16 protein-coding genes are annotated in these 21394 nt (G+C 49.4%); 15 read left to right on the top strand and 1 reads right to left on the bottom strand.

What is annotated here, in order from left to right; genetic code table 11:
• Positions 1-35 precede the first annotated feature (35 nt).
• The 14 genes from clpP (at position 36) to CHL74_RS04370 (ending at position 18196) form a co-directional block, all read left to right on the top strand.
• Positions 36-704, top strand: a complete 669-nt coding sequence (gene clpP, locus CHL74_RS04435) for an ATP-dependent Clp endopeptidase proteolytic subunit ClpP (RefSeq protein ID WP_094879956.1) — start codon at positions 36-38, stop codon at positions 702-704.
• Positions 705-720: 16 nt separating this feature from the next.
• Positions 721-1944 (top strand): ATP-dependent Clp protease ATP-binding subunit ClpX, encoded by a 1224-nt coding sequence (gene clpX, locus CHL74_RS04430; RefSeq protein WP_094879955.1) that lies wholly within the window; start codon positions 721-723, stop codon positions 1942-1944.
• A 78-nt stretch (positions 1945-2022) separates the two neighbouring features.
• Positions 2023-4200 carry a DNA helicase RecQ gene (gene recQ / locus CHL74_RS04425; RefSeq protein WP_094879954.1) on the top strand — a complete coding sequence of 726 codons (2178 nt, stop codon included), beginning with the start codon at positions 2023-2025 and terminating at the stop codon, positions 4198-4200.
• A gap of 252 nt (positions 4201-4452) precedes the next feature.
• A complete protein-coding gene (gene guaB / locus CHL74_RS04420) occupies positions 4453-5931 on the top strand; it encodes an IMP dehydrogenase (protein WP_094879953.1) in 1479 nt (492 codons plus the stop codon).
• Positions 5932-6173: 242 nt separating this feature from the next.
• The gene (locus tag CHL74_RS04415; protein WP_094879952.1) at positions 6174-7595 is read left to right on the top strand and encodes a peptidylprolyl isomerase; all 1422 of its coding nucleotides are present in this window, start codon (positions 6174-6176) and stop codon (positions 7593-7595) included.
• 50 nt (positions 7596-7645) lie between these two features.
• Positions 7646-9130 (top strand): peptidylprolyl isomerase, encoded by a 1485-nt coding sequence (locus CHL74_RS04410; protein WP_254923217.1) that lies wholly within the window; start codon positions 7646-7648, stop codon positions 9128-9130.
• Positions 9131-9154: 24 nt separating this feature from the next.
• The gene (locus CHL74_RS04405; protein ID WP_094879951.1) at positions 9155-10813 is read left to right on the top strand and encodes an OstA-like protein; all 1659 of its coding nucleotides are present in this window, start codon (positions 9155-9157) and stop codon (positions 10811-10813) included.
• Between the two features lie 83 nt (positions 10814-10896).
• Entirely contained in the window at positions 10897-11142 is a 246-nt protein-coding gene (locus tag CHL74_RS04400) for a hypothetical protein (RefSeq protein WP_094879950.1), read from the top strand.
• 56 nt (positions 11143-11198) lie between these two features.
• Complete coding sequence (mutL, locus tag CHL74_RS04395; RefSeq protein WP_094879949.1) at positions 11199-13241, top strand: DNA mismatch repair endonuclease MutL; 2043 nt, start codon at positions 11199-11201, stop codon at positions 13239-13241.
• A gap of 235 nt (positions 13242-13476) precedes the next feature.
• Complete coding sequence (locus tag CHL74_RS04390; protein ID WP_094879948.1) at positions 13477-14616, top strand: OmpA family protein; 1140 nt, start codon at positions 13477-13479, stop codon at positions 14614-14616.
• A gap of 167 nt (positions 14617-14783) precedes the next feature.
• Complete coding sequence (locus tag CHL74_RS04385; protein WP_094879947.1) at positions 14784-15377, top strand: hypothetical protein; 594 nt, start codon at positions 14784-14786, stop codon at positions 15375-15377.
• A gap of 30 nt (positions 15378-15407) precedes the next feature.
• The gene (locus tag CHL74_RS04380; protein ID WP_176452168.1) at positions 15408-15977 is read left to right on the top strand and encodes a cob(I)yrinic acid a,c-diamide adenosyltransferase; all 570 of its coding nucleotides are present in this window, start codon (positions 15408-15410) and stop codon (positions 15975-15977) included.
• 138 nt (positions 15978-16115) lie between these two features.
• Positions 16116-16337, top strand: coding sequence for a DUF2795 domain-containing protein (locus CHL74_RS04375; protein ID WP_094879945.1), 222 nt, complete (start codon positions 16116-16118; stop codon positions 16335-16337).
• Positions 16338-16879: 542 nt separating this feature from the next.
• Complete coding sequence (locus tag CHL74_RS04370; RefSeq protein WP_094879944.1) at positions 16880-18196, top strand: ATP-binding protein; 1317 nt, start codon at positions 16880-16882, stop codon at positions 18194-18196.
• 783 nt (positions 18197-18979) lie between these two features.
• Here CHL74_RS04370 and CHL74_RS04365 read toward each other — a convergent pair.
• Positions 18980-19525, bottom strand: a complete 546-nt coding sequence (locus CHL74_RS04365; RefSeq protein WP_141241230.1) for a hypothetical protein — start codon at positions 19523-19525, stop codon at positions 18980-18982.
• A 330-nt stretch (positions 19526-19855) separates the two neighbouring features.
• Here CHL74_RS04365 and tig point away from each other — a divergent pair, with 330 nt between their 5' ends.
• Positions 19856-21217: a trigger factor gene (gene tig / locus CHL74_RS04360; protein ID WP_094879942.1), complete on the top strand. Its 1362-nt coding sequence runs from the start codon at positions 19856-19858 to the stop codon at positions 21215-21217.
• Positions 21218-21394 lie beyond the last annotated feature (177 nt).

Below are 21394 nucleotides of genomic sequence, written 5' to 3'. Positions count from 1 at the left end.
TAGCAATAAAACTAAAAAGCAACACCAGAAAAGATATGAACGATTTCAGAAAGTATGCCACAGGTCACCTTGGCATGAACGGAATGACGCTCGACGAAGTGATGAAGGCACAGGCTCAGTATATGAACCCCTACATCCTGGAGGAGCGCCAGCTCAACGTCACACAGATGGACGTTTTCTCGCGTCTCATGATGGACCGCATCATCTTCCTCGGCACAGAGGTCAACGATTATACAGCCAATACATTGACTGCACAGCTCCTTTACCTCGACTCTATTGACAGCGGTAAGGACATCTCTATCTATATCAACTCTCCCGGCGGCAGCGTAACGGCTGGTCTCGCCATCTACGACACAATGCAGTTTATCTCAAGCGACGTGGCAACCATGTGTACTGGCATGGCGGCTTCGATGGCTGCCGTACTCCTCGTGGCAGGTAAGGAAGGCAAGCGCTCGGCACTTACACACAGCCGCGTGATGATACACCAGCCGCTCGGTGGCGTACAGGGACAGGCTTCGGACATCGAGATAGAGGCTCGTGAGATTCAGAAATTCAAGAAGGAACTCTATACCATCATCTCTGATCACTCGCACACTCCGTTTGACAAGGTGTGGGCAGACTCTGACCGCAACTACTGGATGACAGCCCAGGAGGCGAAGGAGTACGGAATGATTGACTCGGTGATGACAAGAAAGAAGCAATAAGAGAAATAAAAGGAAAATGCCAAAGAAAGTTTGCAGCTTCTGCGGAAGAAGCGAGAAGGACGTCAATCTGCTCATCACCGGATTGAACGGATTTATCTGCGACGCCTGTGCGCAGCAGGCCTACCAGATTGTGATGGAGGCTGGCTTCGGGCCGGAGGGAACGCGCAGGAAACCCGCATTCGACGTGTCGCTCAGCGACGTGCCCAAGCCCACGGAGATAAAGAAATATCTCGACGAATATATCATCGGACAGGACGAGGCTAAGAAGTATCTCTCCGTAGCCGTATACAACCACTATAAGCGTCTGAATCAGCCCGAAGACGACAAGGGCGTGGAGATAGAAAAGAGCAACATCATCATGGTGGGCTCTACGGGTACGGGCAAGACGCTTCTCGCACGTACCATAGCGAAGCTCCTCAAGGTGCCGTTCACCATCGTGGACGCCACGGTCTTTACCGAGGCTGGATACGTGGGTGAGGACGTGGAGAGCATCCTCTCGCGTCTGCTTCAGGTGGCTGACTTTGATGTGGCTGCCGCCGAGCGAGGCATCGTCTTCATCGACGAGATTGACAAGATAGCCAGAAAGGCGGACAACCCCAGCATCACGCGCGACGTGAGCGGCGAGGGTGTGCAGCAGGGTCTGCTCAAGCTCCTCGAGGGAACAATGGTGAACGTGCCGCCAAAGGGCGGACGCAAGCACCCCGACCAGGACTACATACACGTCGACACACGCAACATCCTCTTCATCTGTGGTGGTGCGTTTGACGGCATAGAGCGCAAGATAGCACAGCGTCTCAATACGCACGTCGTAGGATTCAATTCCGTGCAGAACGTGCGCAACCTCGACAAGGGCGACCTCATGAAGTATATCCTTCCGCAGGACCTCAAGTCGTTCGGTCTCATACCAGAGATTATCGGACGTCTGCCCGTGCTCACTTATCTCAATCCGCTCGGACGAGAGGCGCTGCGCCGCATCCTCGTGGAGCCGAAGAACTCTATCGTAAAGCAGTATAAGAAGCTCTTCGAGATGGACGGCATAAAGCTGGAATTCACCGAAGAAACATACGACTTCATCGTCGACAAGGCTGTGGAGTATAAGCTCGGCGCACGCGGACTGCGCTCCATCGTGGAGTCGATAGTCATGGACGCCATGTTTGAGGTGCCTGCCAAGAAGGTGGACTCATTTACCGTAACTCTCGACTACGCAAAGAGCCAGCTCGAGAAATCGAACCTTAAATAAGAAGGAGATGCGCGGGAGGCAAGGACACAGACGAGCCTGTCTCCCACGCATATCTCAGAGACATTAAATCTTATTACTATGACTGGGACAATTAACCTAACCGGACAACTGAAGCATTACTTCGGCTTCTCTTCCTTCAAGGGAGAGCAGGAAGCCATCATACGCAATCTGCTTGACGGCAACGACACCTTTGTGCTCATGCCGACGGGCGGAGGAAAGAGCCTGTGCTATCAGTTGCCGTCTCTAATCATGGAGGGCACGGCCATTGTCGTGTCGCCGCTGATAGCGCTCATGAAGAACCAGGTGGATGTCATCAATTCGCTCGGCGAGGAGACGGGAGTGGCACACTATCTCAACTCCTCACTCAACAAGGCTGCCATACAGCAGGTGCATGACGACGTGCACAGCGGAAAGACCAAGCTGCTGTACGTGGCACCCGAATCGCTCAACAAGGAAGACAACCTGGAATTCTTCCGCTCGTTCAAGATTTCGTTCTACGCCGTGGACGAGGCGCACTGTATCTCCGAATGGGGACACGACTTCAGACCAGAATACCGAAACATACGTCCTACCATATCCAAGATAGGCGACGCTCCCGTCATAGCACTCACCGCTACGGCTACGGACAAGGTGAGGATGGACATCAAGAAGAGCCTCGGTATTATGGATGCAAAGGAATTCAAGAGTTCGTTTAATCGCCCCAACCTATATTATGAGGTAAGGCAGAAGACAAAGGATATCGACCGCCAGATAATAAAGTTTATCAAGCAGCATCACGGAAAGAGCGGCATCATCTATTGCATTTCGCGCAAGAAGGTGGAAGAACTGGCTGCCGTGCTCAAAGCCAATGACATCAAGGCGGCACCTTATCATGCCGGACTCGACTCGGCTACGCGTTCGAAGACGCAGGACGACTTCCTCATGGAGCGAATTGACGTCATTGTGGCTACGATAGCCTTCGGAATGGGCATCGACAAGCCAGATGTACGCTTCGTAATACATTATGACATTCCGAAGAGCCTGGAGGGATATTATCAGGAAACCGGCAGAGCAGGACGTGACGGCGGCGAGGGCATGTGCATTGCCTTCTACGCATATAAGGACCTTCAGAAACTGGAGAAGTTTATGGAGAGCAAGCCTGTGGCTGAACAGGACATCGGAAAGCAGCTTCTGCAAGAGACGGCGGCATACGCCGAGTCGTCTGTATGCAGAAGACGCATCCTCCTGCATTACTTCGGAGAGGAATATACGAAGGACAACTGCGGCAACTGCGACAACTGTCTGCATCCCAAGACACAGCACGAAGGCAAGGAACAGCTGCTCATCGTCCTGAAAGCCATCATGGCAGTGAAGGAGGCATTCCGTCAGGACTACGTGGTGGACTTCATAAAGGGCAGAGCCACGGACGACATCGTGTCGCACAAGCACGAACAGCTGGAAGAGTTCGGAGCAGGAGAGGACATGCCGTCGAAGGTGTGGAATCCTGTGATTCGTCAGGGTATGATTGCCGGATATATCGTCAAGGACGTGGAGAACTACGGACTGCTGAAGGTGACGGCTGCCGGACGCCGATATGTGAAGAACCCGACGGACTTTACGTACGTGGAGGACACTGACTTCAGCGAGTCGGCTGAGGACGAGATGGAAGATCACGGAGTATCGGCTCTCGACCCGACACTCTACAGCATGCTGCAGGACTTGAGAAAGAATACAGCACGCAAGTGTAACCTGCCCGCATACGTAATCTTTCAGGACGTGTCTCTGGAACAGATGGCAACGCTTTATCCCGTCACCGTGGACGAACTGAAGAACATTCAGGGCGTGGGCGTCGGCAAGGCTAAGCGTTACGGCAAGGAATTCTGCCAGCTTATCAAGACTTACTGTGAGGAGAACGATATAGAACGTCCTGAAGAACTCTTCGTGCGCACCGTGGCGAAGGACTCGATGACGAAGGTGAAGATCATCGGATTCCTCGACCGTCGCATGCCTCTCGACGACATCGCCTCTACGCTCAACCTTGAGTTTGAAGAACTGTTGGACGAGATTGACGCCATCGTATACAGCGGCACAAAAGTGAACATCGACTACTTCCTCGAAGACGTAATGGACGAAGATCAGGTGGACGACATCTATGAGTACTTCCGCGAGAGCGAGACGGACAGCATAGATGATGCTGTGGACGAACTCGGTGGCGACTACGAGGACAACGAAATAAGACTGGTTCGCATAAAGTTCCTGTCGGAACAGGCGAATTAAAGTTGAGAATTGAGAGTTGAGAATTTGGAGTTGAGAGTTATGATTACCTTTTTTAATCATTTAAGATTGCTACATTATTAATATGCATATCATAACTCTCAACTCTCAATTCTGAACTCTCAACTAAGTACATCTCTCAACTTTTCCGCTCTCTGACGTTAATTAGCATTAACGTAAAAATTAAATGCCCTGTTTTTTTTTCCGAATGGATTTTTATTGCTAAATTTGCATGCAATAAATTTTTTAAGTTATATGTCATCATTTGTTGCTGATAAAATTGTAATGGACGGTCTCACTTACGACGACGTCCTGCTTATCCCAGCTTATTCAGAGGTACTGCCCAAGACGGTAGAGTTGCAAACCAAGTTCTCAAGGAACATCAGCCTGAATGTGCCCTTTGTCACAGCAGCCATGGACACCGTAACGGAGTCGGCTATGGCTATTGCCATCGCGCGTGAAGGCGGCATCGGTGTTATCCACAAGAACATGTCGATAGAGGACCAGGCTCGTCAGGTGGCTATCGTGAAGCGTGCCGAGAACGGCATGATTTACGATCCCGTGACCATTCGCCGTGGAAAGACGGTGAAGGATGCCCTCGACATGATGGCGGAATATCACATCGGAGGTATTCCCGTAGTTGATGAGGACAATCATCTCGTTGGTATCGTCACCAACCGTGACCTGCGTTTCGAGCGTCACCTTGACAAGCTCATCGACGACGTGATGACACGCGACAACCTTGTCACAACACACATCAAGACCGATCTTGTGGCTGCTGCCGAAATTCTGCAGAGCAACAAGATTGAGAAGCTCCCCGTTGTTGACGGTGACAACCATCTCGTAGGTCTTATCACATACAAGGACATCACCAAGGCTAAGGACAAGCCAATGGCATGCAAGGACGACAAGGGTCGTCTGCGTGTGGCTGCTGGTGTGGGCGTAACAGCCGACACCCTCGAGCGTATGAGCGCTCTCGTTGAGGCTGGCGCTGACGCCGTTGTCATCGACACAGCTCATGGTCACTCTAAGTTCGTTATCGAGAAGCTCCGCGAGGCTAAGGCTTCATTCCCCAACGTAGATATCGTTGTGGGTAACGTAGCTACTGGTGCTGCCGCCAAGATGCTCGTCGACAATGGAGCCGACGCGGTGAAGGTGGGCATCGGGCCGGGCTCTATCTGTACCACACGTGTGGTTGCAGGTGTAGGTGTGCCGCAGCTCAGCGCTGTGTATGACGTATTCTCAGCTCTCCAGGGCACAGGCGTGCCTTTGATTGCTGACGGTGGTCTGCGCTATTCAGGCGACGTGGTTAAGGCACTCGCTGCCGGTGGTAGCTCAGTAATGATCGGTTCGCTCGTGGCAGGTACAGAGGAAAGCCCCGGCGACACCATCATCTTCAACGGTCGTAAGTTTAAGAGCTACCGTGGTATGGGTTCGCTCGAGGCTATGGAGAACGGATCGAAGGACCGCTACTTCCAGGCTGGTACAAAGGACGTGAAGAAGCTCGTGCCGGAAGGCATCGCAGGACGCGTACCTTACAAGGGAACCGTTCAGGAAGTTATCTATCAGCTCATCGGCGGTCTGCGCTCTGGTATGGGTTACATCGGAGCAGGCACCATCGAGGCTATGCACAACGCCAAGTTCACACGCATCACCAATGCCGGCGTGCTTGAGAGCCACCCGCACGACATTACCATCACAAGTGAGGCTCCTAACTATTCACGTCCACAGTAATAACAGGACGGACACTCTATAAAGCAATGGTCCGCGCCGCGTTTCCGAGGAAATGCCACGGACCATTGCTTACGCTTTTTTTAGACGTATCCGCATAAGACGGAACATGACTCACCCCTTAATATATAATGTATATACAGATACACCACATGCTGACGATTAACGTACACCCCGATTCGTCATACTGAATAAGAAAATACGCCGTAAGGCAAACAAAATACAGAAAGAACACATAAACAGAAATGAATAAGATTAAATCACTGTTGGCTGCATTGCTACTTGCCGCAGGCAGCGTGTCGGCACAGACCGCCGACCCTACGATTATGACCATAAACGGACAGGCAGTGCCGCGTTCTGAGTTTGAGTATTCATACAACAAGAACAACGCTGAGACTGTCGTCGACAAGAAGAGCGTAGCTGATTATGTTGACCTCTTTGTCAATTACAAGCTCAAGGTGCTGGCAGCACAGGCAGAAGGACTGGACACGGCAAAGGCATTCAGAGACGAGTTTCTGATGTATCGTAACCAGCAGGTGCGTCCGTCATTCATCGACGATAACGATGTGGAGCGCGAGGCACGCAATATATACAAGCAGACACAGCAGCGCGTAGACGGCAACGGAGGCTTGGTGCATGCTTACCACATCCTCGTGGCTTTGAAGCAGAAAGCGTCGCAGGCAAGTCAGGACTCTGCCAAGCTGCGTGCCGACAGCATCTATACGGCGCTGAAGAAGGGCGCCGACTTTGAGGATTTGGCACGTCGTTGCTCGGACGACAAGATGTCAGGCATGCGTGGTGGCGACCTTTCATGGGTGCAGAAGGGACAGACCGTTAAGGAGTTTGAGCAGAAGATATTCGGAATGAAGAAGGGCGAGACTTCAGAGCCGTTCCTCTCACCGTTCGGTTATCATATCGTTTACGTAAAGGATCGCGGCAACTTCTTCCCGTACGACTCGGTTCGTACTGACATCCGCAGATTCATCGACCAGCGCGGCATCCGCGAGCAGATCATCACACAGAAGATTGATTCCATCGCAAAGGCTGACAAGGTGAAGCCCGGCGACATTCTGGACAAGCGTGTGGAGGAGATGACAGCAAACGATCCGTCACTCAAGAACCTCATCCGTGAGTATCACGACGGACTGTTGCTCTACGAAATCTCAAACCGCACAGTGTGGAACCGTGCGGCAAAGGACGATAAGGCACTTGAGGCTTATTTCAAGAAGAACCGCAAGAAGTATCGTTGGGACGAACCGCGCTTCAAGGGCATCGCTTACTACGTGAAGGACGCTGCCGACGTGGAGAACGTGAAGAACGCCATCAAGAACATTCCTTTCGAGGCTTGGGCAGACACGCTGCGCAAGGAGTTTAACGACTCGACGGTTCGCATCAAGGTGGTGAAGGGCATCTTCAAGAAGGGCGACAACACCCTCGTGGACAACGAGATATTCCAGACAGGTGCAAAGGTGAAGCCCGTAGAGGGTTATCCCATCACAGCCGTATACGGCGAGAAGCTCAAGGCTCCGAAGACATACAAGGACGTGCGCGAGCTTGTTGTAGCTGACTATCAGGAAGAACTTGAGAAGAAGTGGGTGGCTGATCTGCGCAAGAAGTATAGCGTAAGCGTAGACAAGGCTGTGCTCGAGACTGTAAACAAGCACTAAGCACACATATATAATATAAGTATATTAGGAATATACATTCAAATTGATAGATGAACAAACAGAGAGTAACCATATTTATTGCGGCAGCAGCCATGCTGCTTGCCGTGATAGGAGCAAATGCAAACCGCGGAAAGGCTATGCAGCTTGCTCTCAAGACCGACACTACGGAGGTGGAGAGCGACGAGCCGGTCTCGCTCCCCGAACTGTCGGAGGAGAAGCCCGTTGTGGACAATACACCTCCTGAGCACAGCGTTGTGGACGAGGTGATGTGGGTGGTAGGCGATGAGCCTATCCTCAAGTCGGATGTCGAGATTATGCGCCTGCAAGGTGAGGCTGAAGGCGTGACATGGCATGGCGATCCTGACTGTTCCATACCGGAGCAGATAGCCGTGCAGAAGCTCTTCCTCCATCAGGCAGCCATCGACTCTGTCACCGTTACAGAGTCAGAGATTGCACAGAACATCGAGATGCAGATAAACCGCTGGATACAGCAGGCGGGTTCGAAGGAGAAGCTGGAGGAATACAAGAAGATGACAGTCGCACAGATGAGACAGCAGCTCCACGACGACTTCAAGAACAACCAGCTGATTCAGCAGATGCGTGAGAAGCTGGTGAGCGACATATCAGTAACTCCGTCCGAGGTGCGCAAGTTCTTCCGCGATATGCCGGAGGACAGCATACCGTTCGTGCCGACAGAGGTGGAGGTGGAGATTGTCACCAAGCAGCCGAAGATTTCGCAGGAAGAAATCAATCGTGTGAAGAACGATCTGCGCGAATACACGGAGCGTGTCACATCGGGCGAGACCTCATTCGCCACTCTCGCACGTCTCTACTCTGAAGACCCGGGTTCTTCACGCCAGGGAGGAGAGATGGACTATGTGGGAAGAGGTATGCTCGACCCGGCGTTCGCCACCGTGGCGTTCAATCTTACAGACCCGAAGAAGATATCCAAGATAGTGGAGTCGGAGTATGGATTCCACATCATTCAGCTCATCGACAAGAGAGGTGACAGAATAAAGGTGCGCCACATCCTCCGCATTCCGCGAGTTTCGCCGGAGGCAACCGAGGAGATGCGTCTGCGTCTTGACTCCGTGGCAGATGACATCAGAGCCAAGAAGCTGACCTTTGAGGAGGCTGCCACTTACTTCTCCGACGACAAGGACACACGTAATAATAAGGGTCTGATGTCGTTTAACGCAGAGGACGGACGCACATCACGCTTCCAGATGAAGGACCTCCCCACTGAGGTGGCACGCGAGGTGGAGCACATGGAAGTTGGAGACGTGTCGAAGGCATTCTCAATGGTTAACGAGAAAGGCAAGACTGTCGTGGCTATCGTAAAACTGAAGAGCCGCACACCGGCTCACCGCGCCACCATCACCGAGGACTATCAGGTAATGAAGAACGTGGTGTTGCAGAAGATGCGTGCCGACTTCCTTCATGAATGGGTGGTCAACAAGATTAAGACCACGTATGTGAAGATGGCAGACAGATGCAAGAGTTGCAAGTTTGAATATGAAGGATGGATTAAGTGATCTATGAAGTGATCTTATAATAAAATGGAAAAACAGAAATCCAAAATCATACATAATTGGCATAGAACCGTCCTGATGGCGGTTCTATGCCTTTTTGGCTTCTGCCTGCTCTCGGCTATGGCGGCGCCAAACAAGAAGAAAAAGCGTAGGAAGACAGACGAACGTGTGTATCTCGTCCATTCGGATGAGCTGCGATACGACCAGTATAGCAGCGTTCCTGACGCGCAGATACTGAAGGGAAAGGTGCATTTCACGCATGCCGGAGCCCAGCTTTGGTGCGACAGCGCCTACTTCTTCCAGGAGGCCAACGCCGTGGAAGCGTTTGGACACGTGCGCTTCAAGCAGGGCGACACGCTCTCCATGACCTGCGACTATGCCGACTATGACGGAGCTGAGCAGATGATGCATGCCAGAAACCATGTGGTGCTAAAGCATCGTACGCAGACGCTTTACACCGATTCGCTCGACTATGACCGCATTTACGAGAACGCCTACTTCTTCGAAGGAGGAAAACTCGTGGACGGAAAGGACCGTCTGGTGAGTGACTGGGGCGAGTATAATACCGTAACACGTAAGGCTACGTTCCTCTATTCGGTGGAGATGTTCAGCGGTCATAACCATATCACTACGGATACGCTACATTACGACACGCGAACATCAGTGGCTCACGTCACCGGACCGTCTACGGTGCGTTCGAAGGAGAGTGTCATACACACCACTGACGCCTACCTTAACTCGCGTACCGACCGCTCGCAGCTCTTCGGACGCTCCACCATCGTGGACGGCGACAAGACCATTACGGGCGATTCGCTCTATCATGACAACAACAACGGCAACAACGAAGGATTCGGTAACGTGGTTTTCGTAGACCACAAAAACAAGAATGAGCTGCATGCAGGACGCTTCTTCTATAACGAGAAGGACGGTTATGGATATGCCACGAAGCGTGCCATGCTTGTAGACTACTCGCAGAAGGACACGCTGTGGATGCATGCCGACTCGATGAAGCTCTATACATACAACATCAATACCGACTCGGTGAGACGTGAGGTGCACGCTTTCCGCCATGTCCGTTCGTTCCGCAACGACATGCAGGCGGTGTGCGACTCGCTTGTCGCCACTTCCATTGATTCGTGCATGACGATGTATCACGACCCGATAGCGTGGAACATCAACCGTCAGATTCTCGGAGAAGTGATAAAGGTGTATATGAGCGACTCCACAATAAAGCGTGCAGAGGTCATCAATCAGGCGCTCTCGGTGGAACAGGTGGATGACAAGCACTTCAATCAGATATCCTCAAAGCGCATGGACGCCTTCTTTAAGGACGGAAATATGCGTCGCGCGGATGCCGTCGGAAACGTCAAGACCGTATATTACAACGCCGATAGCAAGGACTCGGTTCTCACGGAGCTTAACTATCTGGAGACGGATACGATGCGAATGTTTGTGTCTGAGAAGAGACAGCTGGAGAAGATATGGGCTTCGAAGTCCACGGGAACGATGTATCCTATTACGCAGATACCGCCAGACAAGTATCGTCTGCCTGAGTTTGCGTGGTTCGACTATATCAGACCTACCGACAAGGACGACATATTCAACTGGCGCGGAAAGAATGCCGGCACCGAACTGAAGGCGGTCCGCAGACGTGAAGCGCCGTTGCAGACGCTGTCTGGAGAGTGACGCAGTGCATCACACAGATTGTGAACAAGCATCATTGCTGCGTATTTCGTCTTACATATATCTAATTTTATACATATATATAAATGTATTTCGGCAATCGCCGCCCACGCGGCTTCCATCACACGTTTCGCTTCTCCAATGAGCGACGTGACATATTAGACGCCTTGAAGAGGGGAGTGGCGCCGGAGGATGTGGCAAGACAGTCGCTGGAAGGTTCGTCCGAAGGCGACCGTAAATCGGCAAGACAGCCGGCACGTATCACCGGATGGCTCTTCATAGTGGCGCTGCTGTTACTGTTGGCAGCCCTGATGGCGTTGCTGGCTTGCTGAACTTAGGTAAGCCGTGGACAAGAATGTGGGTATATATTAACAGACCATTTTAACGTATGAGCGATATTATACAACTTCTGCCCGATTCCGTGGCAAACCAGATAGCCGCCGGCGAGGTGATACAGCGCCCCGCCAGCGTTATAAAGGAGCTGGTGGAGAACTCCGTTGACGCGGGTGCCACCAGCATCAATGTGGTGTGTGTCGACTCAGGACGCACCACCATACAGGTTGTGGACAATGGTAAAGGTATGTCAGAGACTGATGCCCGTCTCTCGTTCGAGCGTCATGCTACGTCGAAGATACGAAAGGCGGACGACCTTTTCAACCTTCACACTATGGGATTCCGCGGCGAAGCGCTTGCTTCCATTGCAGCTGTGTCGCAGGTGGAGTTGAGGACACGCATGGCAGACGACGAGGTGGGAACGCTGCTTACCATAGCTGGTTCGCGTTTCGTGTCGCAAGAGCCGTGCTCATGTCCCGTCGGAAGCAACTTCAAAATTGAGAATCTCTTCTTTAATGTTCCGGCAAGAAGGAAGTTCCTGAAGTCGAACACCACCGAACTTAACAACATTGTAAGCGCTTTCGAGCGTATAGCCCTTGTATATCCCGAGATAGCTTTCTCGCTTTATAATAACAACAACGAGATGTATAATCTCCGTTCCTGCGGTTTGAGACAGCGCATCGTGGACATCTTCGGCAAGAAAATCAATCAGCACCTTCTACCTTTGGACGTCGACACATCGATGTGTCGCATCTCCGGCTTCGTGGGTAAGCCCGAGTCGGCACGTAAGAAGGGCGCTCACCAGTACTTCTTCGTTAACGGTCGCTACATGAAACATCCTTATTTTCATAAGGCAGTGATGATGGCTTACGACCGTCTTGTGCCTGAAGGCGAACAGGTGCCTTACTTTATCTACTTCAATGTGAATGCCGACGACATCGACGTGAACATCCATCCAACCAAGACCGAGATAAAGTTCGGCAACGAACAGGCTATATGGCAGATTCTATCAGCTGCCGTAAAGGACGCAGTGGGCATGTTCAATGACGTTACTGCCATCGAATTCGACACTGAGGGTCAGCCCGACATTCCAGCAGTAGGCGGTTTGGGTGGAGTTACTGCGCCCAAAGTGCAGTATAATCCCGAATACAATCCCTTCAAGGAATCGGCTCCAAAGAAGCCTACCGCTCCTTCTGAGTGGGACAAACTCTATGCAGGACTTGGTGATACGTCGCGCCAGCCCCGTCAGACAAGCTTCCTCCCGGATGACAGCGAGATAGTGCCGTCGCGTAATTTCAACAGCGACGACGCAGAAATGACCATTCCCTCGCGCGGTTTTGGTGATGCATACGCCATCCCATCACGTGGTTTTGGTGATGCAGATGTTCTTCCGTCTGACGGTTTTGGCGATATGGATGAGCCCGCTACTGACGAGATTGTGCAGTCGCGCACGCTTCCGTCCGATGCAGAACCTCAGTCTGCCGCCACCGATGAAGGACTGATGGCAGAGAAATCGCCCGACCATTATCAGTTTAAAGGCAAGTATATCATGACCGCCGTAAAGTCAGGACTGATGATTATCGACCAGCGTCGTGCACACATACGTATCCTATACGAGCGTTATCTCGCCCAAATGGCCGACCATCACAGCTATCCGCAGAAGCTGATGTTCCCTGAGGCACTCCATCTTACACCTGCCGACGGCAATGTCTTAGCATCGGTAATGACCGAGATGCAGTCGCTCGGCTTCGAGCTTAGCGACCTTGGAGGCAACACGTACGCCGTGAATGCCGTGCCGTCAGGACTGGAAGGCGTAAACTGCATCAATCTTCTGCAAGACCTTATAGCCTCTGCCCGAGACGTGTCTTCGTCGTCAGCAGCAAGCGTAGACGCCACTTTGGTCAGCAACGTCAACCACGAACTGGCGCTCGGCATGGCACGAGGAGCCGCTATCGGTTATGGCGAGGTGCTCAGCAACGAGGAAATGGAGACCATAATCAACAGTCTTTTCGCTTGTTCTAACTGCAATTACACCCCCGATGGCAAGAAAATCCTTGCCGTATATCGCCAGACAGATATGGAGCAACTCCTGGGGTAGGAAGCTAATAGTGTCAGTTTTGCATTATTTACATAAAATGTTAATACACAAAAAGATAAAATGAACACAAGATTATCCGAAATGTAAGATTTTTTATACTTTTAGGTAATATTTTTATGAAAAATTGATGTGGATACTGTTTTTATTAGTATCTTTGCAGCGATTTATAAGGTGAAAACCCTCTATACCAATATTAAAACTGAATAAAATTTTTGATTGTTAAAAAATAAAGGTTATGAAAAAGTTATTAATTGTTTTGGCAATGTGCGGTTTGTCAATGGGCTCAATGGCTCAGGAGACAACAGCAGATCCTGTAGAAAAGTACAGCGTTGCAACAAACTCATTCTGGAGCAACTGGTTTGTCCAGGTTGGTGCAGATTGGAATGCATTCTATTCAAATCAGGAGCACGGTCAGGGCCTCTCACGTAGCCCGTTCAAGGACTTCCGTTCAACTCCCGGTTTCTCAGTAGCTATCGGTAAGTGGTTCACACCGGGTCTTGGTCTTCGTACCAAGTTCTCTGGCGTTTGGGGTCGTACCGTAGTTGACGAGAACAAGCACTCTAACCATATTTGGACTCTTAACGAGAACGTTCTCTTCAACCTCAGCAACATGCTCTATGGTTATAATCCTAACCGCGTTTGGAACTTCGTTCCCTTCGTAGGTGCCGGTATCAACCGTAACTGCTGCGCTGACCGCTATGCAATGAACCTCTCAGCTGGTATCCTCAACACATTCCGTGTTAGCAAGCACGTAGGCATCCACTTCGAGCTTGGCTGGAACTATGCAGAGCAGGACCTCGACGCTGTTCCTGCAGACGGCAAGGGTGGCCGTATCTGGGAAGGCAAGGACAACAAGCTCTATGCTGAGCTTGGTCTGACCTTCAACCTCGGTAAGGCTTCTTGGGACAAGACTCCTGACGTAGACGCTATCAAGGCTCTCTCACAGGCTCAGATTGACGCTCTCAACGCTCAGCTCAACGACGCTAACGCAGAGAACGCTCGTCTGAAGAACCTCCTCGCTCAGAAGAAGGATGCTACAGCTGCTGTTAAGGAATACGTAGGTACTCCGGTATCTGTATTCTTCAACATCAACAAGTCAGTTATCGCTTCTAAGAAGGACCTCGTAAACGTTAAGAACATGGCTGAGTATGCTAAGGATAACAACGCTAACCTCCTCGTTACCGGTTATGCTGATAGCGCAACAGGTAAGCCTGCTTACAACCAGAAGCTCTCTGAGAAGCGTGCTGAGACCGTTGCTAACGAGCTCGTTAAGATGGGCGTTAGCCGCGACCAGATTACAACAGAGGCTAAGGGTGGTGTAAAGGATCTCTCTCCGATCTCTTACAACCGTCGTGCTACTGTTCAGGTTAAGTAATTTCAGAGCTTAACAACAAGTAACATAATACAAAAAGGGTGTTTTTCCTGTCAAGGAGAAGCACCCTTTTTTATTTGGTATTTTTTATTTAGTATTTTTTTATTCCTAACCCCTGATTCCTAACTCCTAATTACATTTACTCCCAATAATTTAGTAACTTTGCGGGTATGAATAAACTGAAACGATATTTCCGTTGGCTGTGCCGCATCGGGTATTGCCGTGGTTTCGGTGTGCAGTCGCCCTCGGCATACCGTTTTATCCGCTATGTCATCAACGAGCACTATCCGTATTATGCTTATTCAGACCTGTGCAGCGAATTGCCCGATGTCAGCTGGCTGGAACGCAAGCGTATGGAGCTGTATTTCCGCATTGCCAACTTCCGCCAGGCGAGCACATGGCTCTGCTACGGTGGCGACACGGCATTGCTGAAGAGATATGTAAGCAGCGGATGCAAGGCGTCGGCTGTACGCGCTGTTCAGACAAAGGAGGCAAGGGACGGAAAAATGGAAGCAGAGACAGTAGAAGTGGCACTCATCCGTCCCGTTGAGGGAAGCGAAGACTTCCTCACGTCTGTATTGCAGCATTCTGATATGGACACGCTGATATTGGTGGAGGACATCTATGACAATGCTTTGGCTAAGAAAATGTGGCAGACACTCCTGGCAAGCCCTCGCGTCAGCGTCTGTTATGACCTCTACTATCTCGGCATCGCATTTACTGATACAGACCGATACAAGACCAGTTACATCGTGAATTTCTGACATCCTGTTACATCGTAAATTTCTGATATTATGAAGTTATATACCCGACTTGGCGACGATGGCACCACCTCGCTCTATGGAGGCAAGCGTGTCATGAAGGACGACATACGCATTGAAGTGAGCGGCGAGATTGACGAACTGAATGCCCACATAGGGCTGCTTGCCGCTGAATCCGATGCGGAAGTATCGCGTTTTCTGGCGGAGATACAGGCTCGGTTGTTCATCATCGGATCCAGTCTTTCGTCCACGGTGGGCAATCGTACTTGGCGTGTCGGCAAAGACGTGCAGGGAGAAGGCTGTCTGGGATGCGACGAAATAGCAAGGCTGGAGCATGAGACAGACCGCTTGCAGTCTATAGTTCCTGCTCTCGACACCTTCGTTCTGCCCGGCGGAAGCATTGCTGCAGCTCAAGCTCATGTGTGCCGTACGGTATGCCGCCGTGTGGAGCGCCGTTTGGTAACGCTTAGTCGTGAAGAGCATATAGACAGCCTTCTGATGCAATTTGTAAACAGATTGTCCGATTATTTTTTCAGTTTGGCTTTATATTTAAACTTTATTGAAGGTTGCGACGAAAAAAAACTCTATATTACTTGCAAATAATACAAAAATTACTATTTTTGCAGTTGGAACAGGAGGCACACGGCCTATAGGCCGGAATGTCTGTTGATTGGCATCGTAAAAAAGCGATGGCAGCCTCTTTGTGAAACATTAAATTTTGAACCGTAAAAACTTAAGACTATGTATTGGACACTTGAATTGGCTTCCAAACTGGAAGACGCACCCTGGCCTGCAACTAAGGACGAACTTATAGACTATGCTATGCGTTCCGGCGCTCCGCTCGAAGTGCTCGAGAACCTTCAGGAGATAGAGGACGAGGGCGACGTATACGAAAGCATCGAGGACCTCTGGCCCGACTATCCATCAAAGGACGACTTCCTCTGGAACGATGACGAATACTAAAAGCTAACGAGCTGACAAAGCTTAAAGGCAAAAGAATATAAGCGGTATAGGAATTCTACAGCAAGATTCCTATACCGCTTTTTTCCTGTCTTATTCCGCCGAATAAACAGCTCAAATCTGTATATTGTTTATTCAAAGTTCTTGAGTTCTGCAAGGTTCTGCTCTATCTCCGACATCGTATTCTTATGTTTCTTCCAGCTCAAGTAGGCACATGTTCCACTTTTGTTCATTTTTAATTAATTGTTATCGTTCGACTCTTTACCCTATTAGTCGCATGACAATCAGAAAACTTACGCAGGGAGGGAATCATTTTTTATTAAAACTATGATATTGCACTAATGTAAAATCCATCAGTAAAGGTACTACAAATAATTGAGAAATAAAGGCGATGAGGAAAATAATGGGAATACCGACTAATCGGAAAAGTAAGCGAAAATAACTCTCAGAAAAGTTGTAATATTCCTCAATATATTGTATATTTGCACCTGATAAGTTCGGAAAAATGTCAATTTTGACACAAATCAGAAGTTGTTAGTGTAGGTATGAGGATAAAAAGAGACATAATAGATAGATTCAAGGATTGGAAAGATGCAGAAAAGCATAAGCCAATCCTTTTGAAAGGTGCCCGTCAGATAGGCAAAACGTGGGCTATGGAGGAGTTTGGAAGGGAATGTTTCGATTATACGGCGAAATTTGACTTTGACCGCCAGAAAGAGTTGCTGTCAGCCTTCACTGTGTCAAAAGAGCCTTCACGCATAATTAAAGAACTCGCCCTTTATAGTCCAGTTCCCCTTATTCCTGGTAAGACACTTCTTATATTCGATGAAATACAAGAATGTGAGGAAGCGCTCAATTCGTTAAAGTATTTTTGTGAGGATGCTCCCGAATGGCATATTATTGCGGCAGGTTCGCTGTTGGGTGTGGCTGTTAAGAGGAGGAGAATGACCGTACCTGTGGGAAAGGTGCAGGTTATGCGTATGTATCCGATTACGTTCAAGGAATATCTTCGAGCCAGCGACATCCAGACATTCAATTTTGTTGAACAGATAGAACAGCCTGAGAAACTGCCTCTTATTATACTTGACAAGTTGAAGTCGGAATACCGCAGATACATGGTGTCTGGAGGAATGCCGGAAGCTACTGTAAGTATGCTTGAAAATCAGGGTATGCAAGCAGTGGATGACATATTGCAAGGCATATTAGACTTGTATGAGCTAGACTTTGCCAAGTATGCAGAACCTCGCGAGATACCGCGCATTCATGCGATTTGGCACTCACTTCCGTCTCAACTTGCCAAGGAGAACAGAAAGTTCATATATAAGATTGTAAAGAAAGGTGCGAGAAGCCGTGACTACGAGGATGCTTTGCTGTGGCTTGAAGATGCTGGCATGATATATCGTGTGAACGCGGTGTCGAAACCTGGAATGCCTTTAAGTGCTTACGAAGAACCTGACATTTTCAAGATTTATGCCAGTGACTGCGGATTATTGCGGCGATTGGCCGGACTACCGGGAAGCATAGTCATAGACCCGACTGCCAACTACACGGAATTTAAAGGTGCAATGGCAGAGAATGCAGTGCTGCAAAGTGTGTTGCCTTCATACGGTTCTATGCCTTACTATTGGTCTTCGGAGGGAAAGGCAGAGATAGAGTTTCTTTTACAGCGAGAGGAAGAGATAATTCCGGTAGAGGTAAAGGCCGAAAATTGTGTCAGTGGTAGAAGTATAGTTGTGTATAACGAACGCTACCAACCCAAGAACCGCATACGTTTCTCGTTTCTCAACTTACAGCAGAACTGTGGAATGCTTGCATGTCCATCACCTTTAGCGGAATGGGCTATGAAATGGTTAATCAAATAATTGTTGTGGAGAAAGGTCACCATGCAAATATCGTACAAGTGGTAAAAACCTGTTACAAAATAAAAATCAATTCTAGAGAATCAAAAAGCTGTTTTTATGGTGTTTTGCTGTGCAAACAGCACCCGAGCTTAACGATAGCGCCACTTTTACACTACAATAGTGCCACTATTAGAGTGTAAAAGTGGCGCTATTGCATGATAAAAGTGGCACTATTGTAGTGTAAAAGTGGCGCTATTGCAGCAAAAAACGGCTCTTTTGCGAATCTGATTTCATAACATTTCTCCAGAAAACCGCATAATACACTGTGTATGAGCGTATTGTCTCCAAACGCTCAAAACTCAAGAATTTCGCACCAAAGATTTTGTTGTGCGCTCAGCTCATAGTATTGAGCATCAGAAATGCAAATATTGTCAGGCAAACTAACCGCCAAACAGGAATTTTATCAGCGAAATCCGGTTAGGCAGGGCTTTAACAAAAACCTTTTTCCACATACCGCTTATGGGCGCAAATCCTATCGGATTTAAATAAAAGGCTTTACATTAGGTCTTACGAGAACCATGTTCTCGACAACCTAACGTAAAGCCTTTTATTTGTGCACAGCACGCGCCCATAAGCGGAAAAACAAAGAAAAACACAAGGATATCGGGCGACATATTGCCCGAATTATGAGTTTGAATTATAGCAGACATGGCAAACCTAGGAGGCTATGGCGTCCCGCCGTAGCCACGCACCCATAAACTTACGGTTGGTTCTATGGAGCGAAAGCGTCGCTATCACATTACTTTACCATCTGTCTCGCTTGCCATACTTGCGCTTGTCGTAGTGCTTGTGATGCTTGTCGTAGTGCTTGTGGTGCTTGTCGTAGTGCTTGTGATGCTTGTCGTGGTGTTTGTGGTGCTTCTTTTCGTAGTGCTTATAGTGCTTGTCGCAGTGCTTGTGATGCTTGTCGTAGTGCTTGTAGTGCTTGTGGTGCTTCGGATACTTGTGATAGATGTTGTGGACGTATACGTCGTCACGCCATTCTATCGGGCGATAGAAGTAGTAAGCCTCCTTGAATCTCTGCCATTGTCTGGCTGTGAGCATTCTCCTCAGCTCCCTGTTGCGGCATTCCCATCCGTATGAGTCGATGTCGCGGTAGCTGCGGATGCCGTTGAGATAGTTGAGATTGATGTTGAGTATACCGTTGCGCTGTGCTTTTGAAAGTCCCAATTCCAGCACCATCTTGTCAGTTATCAAGGTTGCTTCTGCGCGGACGTTGGCGAGTCTCTGTGCGTACGCGGATGTCATCATTAAGAATGCCGCTACGATTGCTAATAATGTACGTTTCATAATCCAAATCTGTTTTAAGGGTTATTACTTGGTTTGTTAGTTTTCTGCTGCAAAGATAGCTGATTCCCGCTTGTCGGGCAAGGGAAAATCCATAAACAGTAGTATGGTTTTCCCTAAACTGTATAGGGAGTTGCTATAGCCGTATAGCCGCCATTTCTGAACAGCTGTGAAAATACTGCTTGGACGGACCGAAATTGTTAAAATCGCCAAAATCTGAGTATTTTTATCATAAGTATGTCGTATAGATATTTAAAAATGTGTAATTTTGCAGCTACGTGCCAAAAATGCCGAATAATACAATAATATATAAATATACTACATTACAAAAAAATGAACATTTCATTCGAAAATCCCGACAAAGTGAATGGTCTGTTGACCATCACAGTCGAAGAGGCAGACTTCAAGGACTCTGTCGAGAAGACACTCAAGGACTATCGTAAAAGAGCAAACATCCCCGGTTTCCGTCCGGGTCAGGCCCCGATGGGTCTCATCAAGCGTCAGTTCGGCGTATCTGTACGTTACGACGCAGTTAACAAGTTTGTAGGCGAGCAGCTCTACAAATACATCCAGGACAATAACATCCAGATGCTCGGCGAGCCCCTGCCTTCTGAGAAGCAGGAGACTCCGGCTGACATCGAGAAGCCCGCTCCTTATACATTCGTGTTCGACGTAGCTGTTGCTCCTGAGTTCAAGATTGAGCTCAACGGCCGCAACAAGATCGACCACTACACCATCAAGGCTGATGACAAGCTCATCGACGAGCAGGTGGAGATGTTCCAGAGCCGTGCCGGCAAGTACGAGAAGGCTGAGGAGTATGACGCAGAGAAGAACGACCTTCTCAAGGGCGACCTCCGCGAGCTTGACGCTGAGGGCAACACCAAGGAAGACGGCATCACCGTTGAGGGCGCTGTCTTGATGCCTTCATACATCAAGGTGGACGAGCAGAAGGATCTCTTCAAGGGCTGCAAGCCTGGTGACATCATCACCTTCAACCCCCGCAAGGCTTATCCGGAGGGAGAGGCTGAGATTTCTTCACTTCTCAAGATCGACCGCGAGGTTGCCAAGACTCTCGAGTCTGACTTCAGCTACCAGGTTACTGAAATCCAGCGCTTCGCTAAGGCTGAGCTCGGTCAGGAGCTCTACGACCAGGTATTCGGCGAGGGCGAGGTAAAGAGCGAAGAGGAATTCCGCAACAAGATTGCCGAGACTCTCAAGCCGCAGCTCGAGCAGAACGCTGACTACAAGTTCATGATCGACGTACGCAAGTACTGCGAGGACAAGGTTGGCGAGCTGACATGGCCGGACGCACTCCTCAAGCGCATCATGCTCCTTAACAACAAGGACAAGGGCGAGGACTTCGTAGAGAAGAACTACGAGGAGAGCATCAAGCAGCTCAAGTGGCACCTCATCAAGGAGCAGCTCGTTAAGGCTCAGAACATCAAGATTGAGGACGCTGACGTTAAGGCTGCTGCCGTTGAGATGGCTCGCATGCAGTTCGCTCAGTATGGCATGACCAACGTTCCTGATGAGTATGTTGAGAACTATGCTAACGAACTTCTCAAGAAGCGCGAGGCTGTTGACAACTTCGTAGAGCGTGCCATAGACATCAAGCTCGCTGCTGCCCTCAAGGCTGCCGTAACTCTGAACGAGAAGGAAGTAACTCTCGAGGAGTTCAACGAGATGATGAAGTAATACGATATACTTTTTATCATACAAATACAGTAAAGGCTGTCATGTCGGAGCATCAGATGCTTCACATGACAGCCTTTTTTGTTTCTACGTAGATGCTGTGTGGGAGTACCTTTAGGAAAAAGACCGGTTTATTGAATAATTAATGTTATAATTTGGCTAATCAAATATAATTTGTTA

Origin of the sequence: Prevotella sp. 885 (assembly GCF_002265625.1) — a bacterium.
Lineage (GTDB): Bacteria > Bacteroidota > Bacteroidia > Bacteroidales > Bacteroidaceae > Prevotella.
The sequence above is the reverse complement of the archived record's forward strand: the minus strand, read 5'-3'. Positions and strand labels throughout refer to the sequence as shown.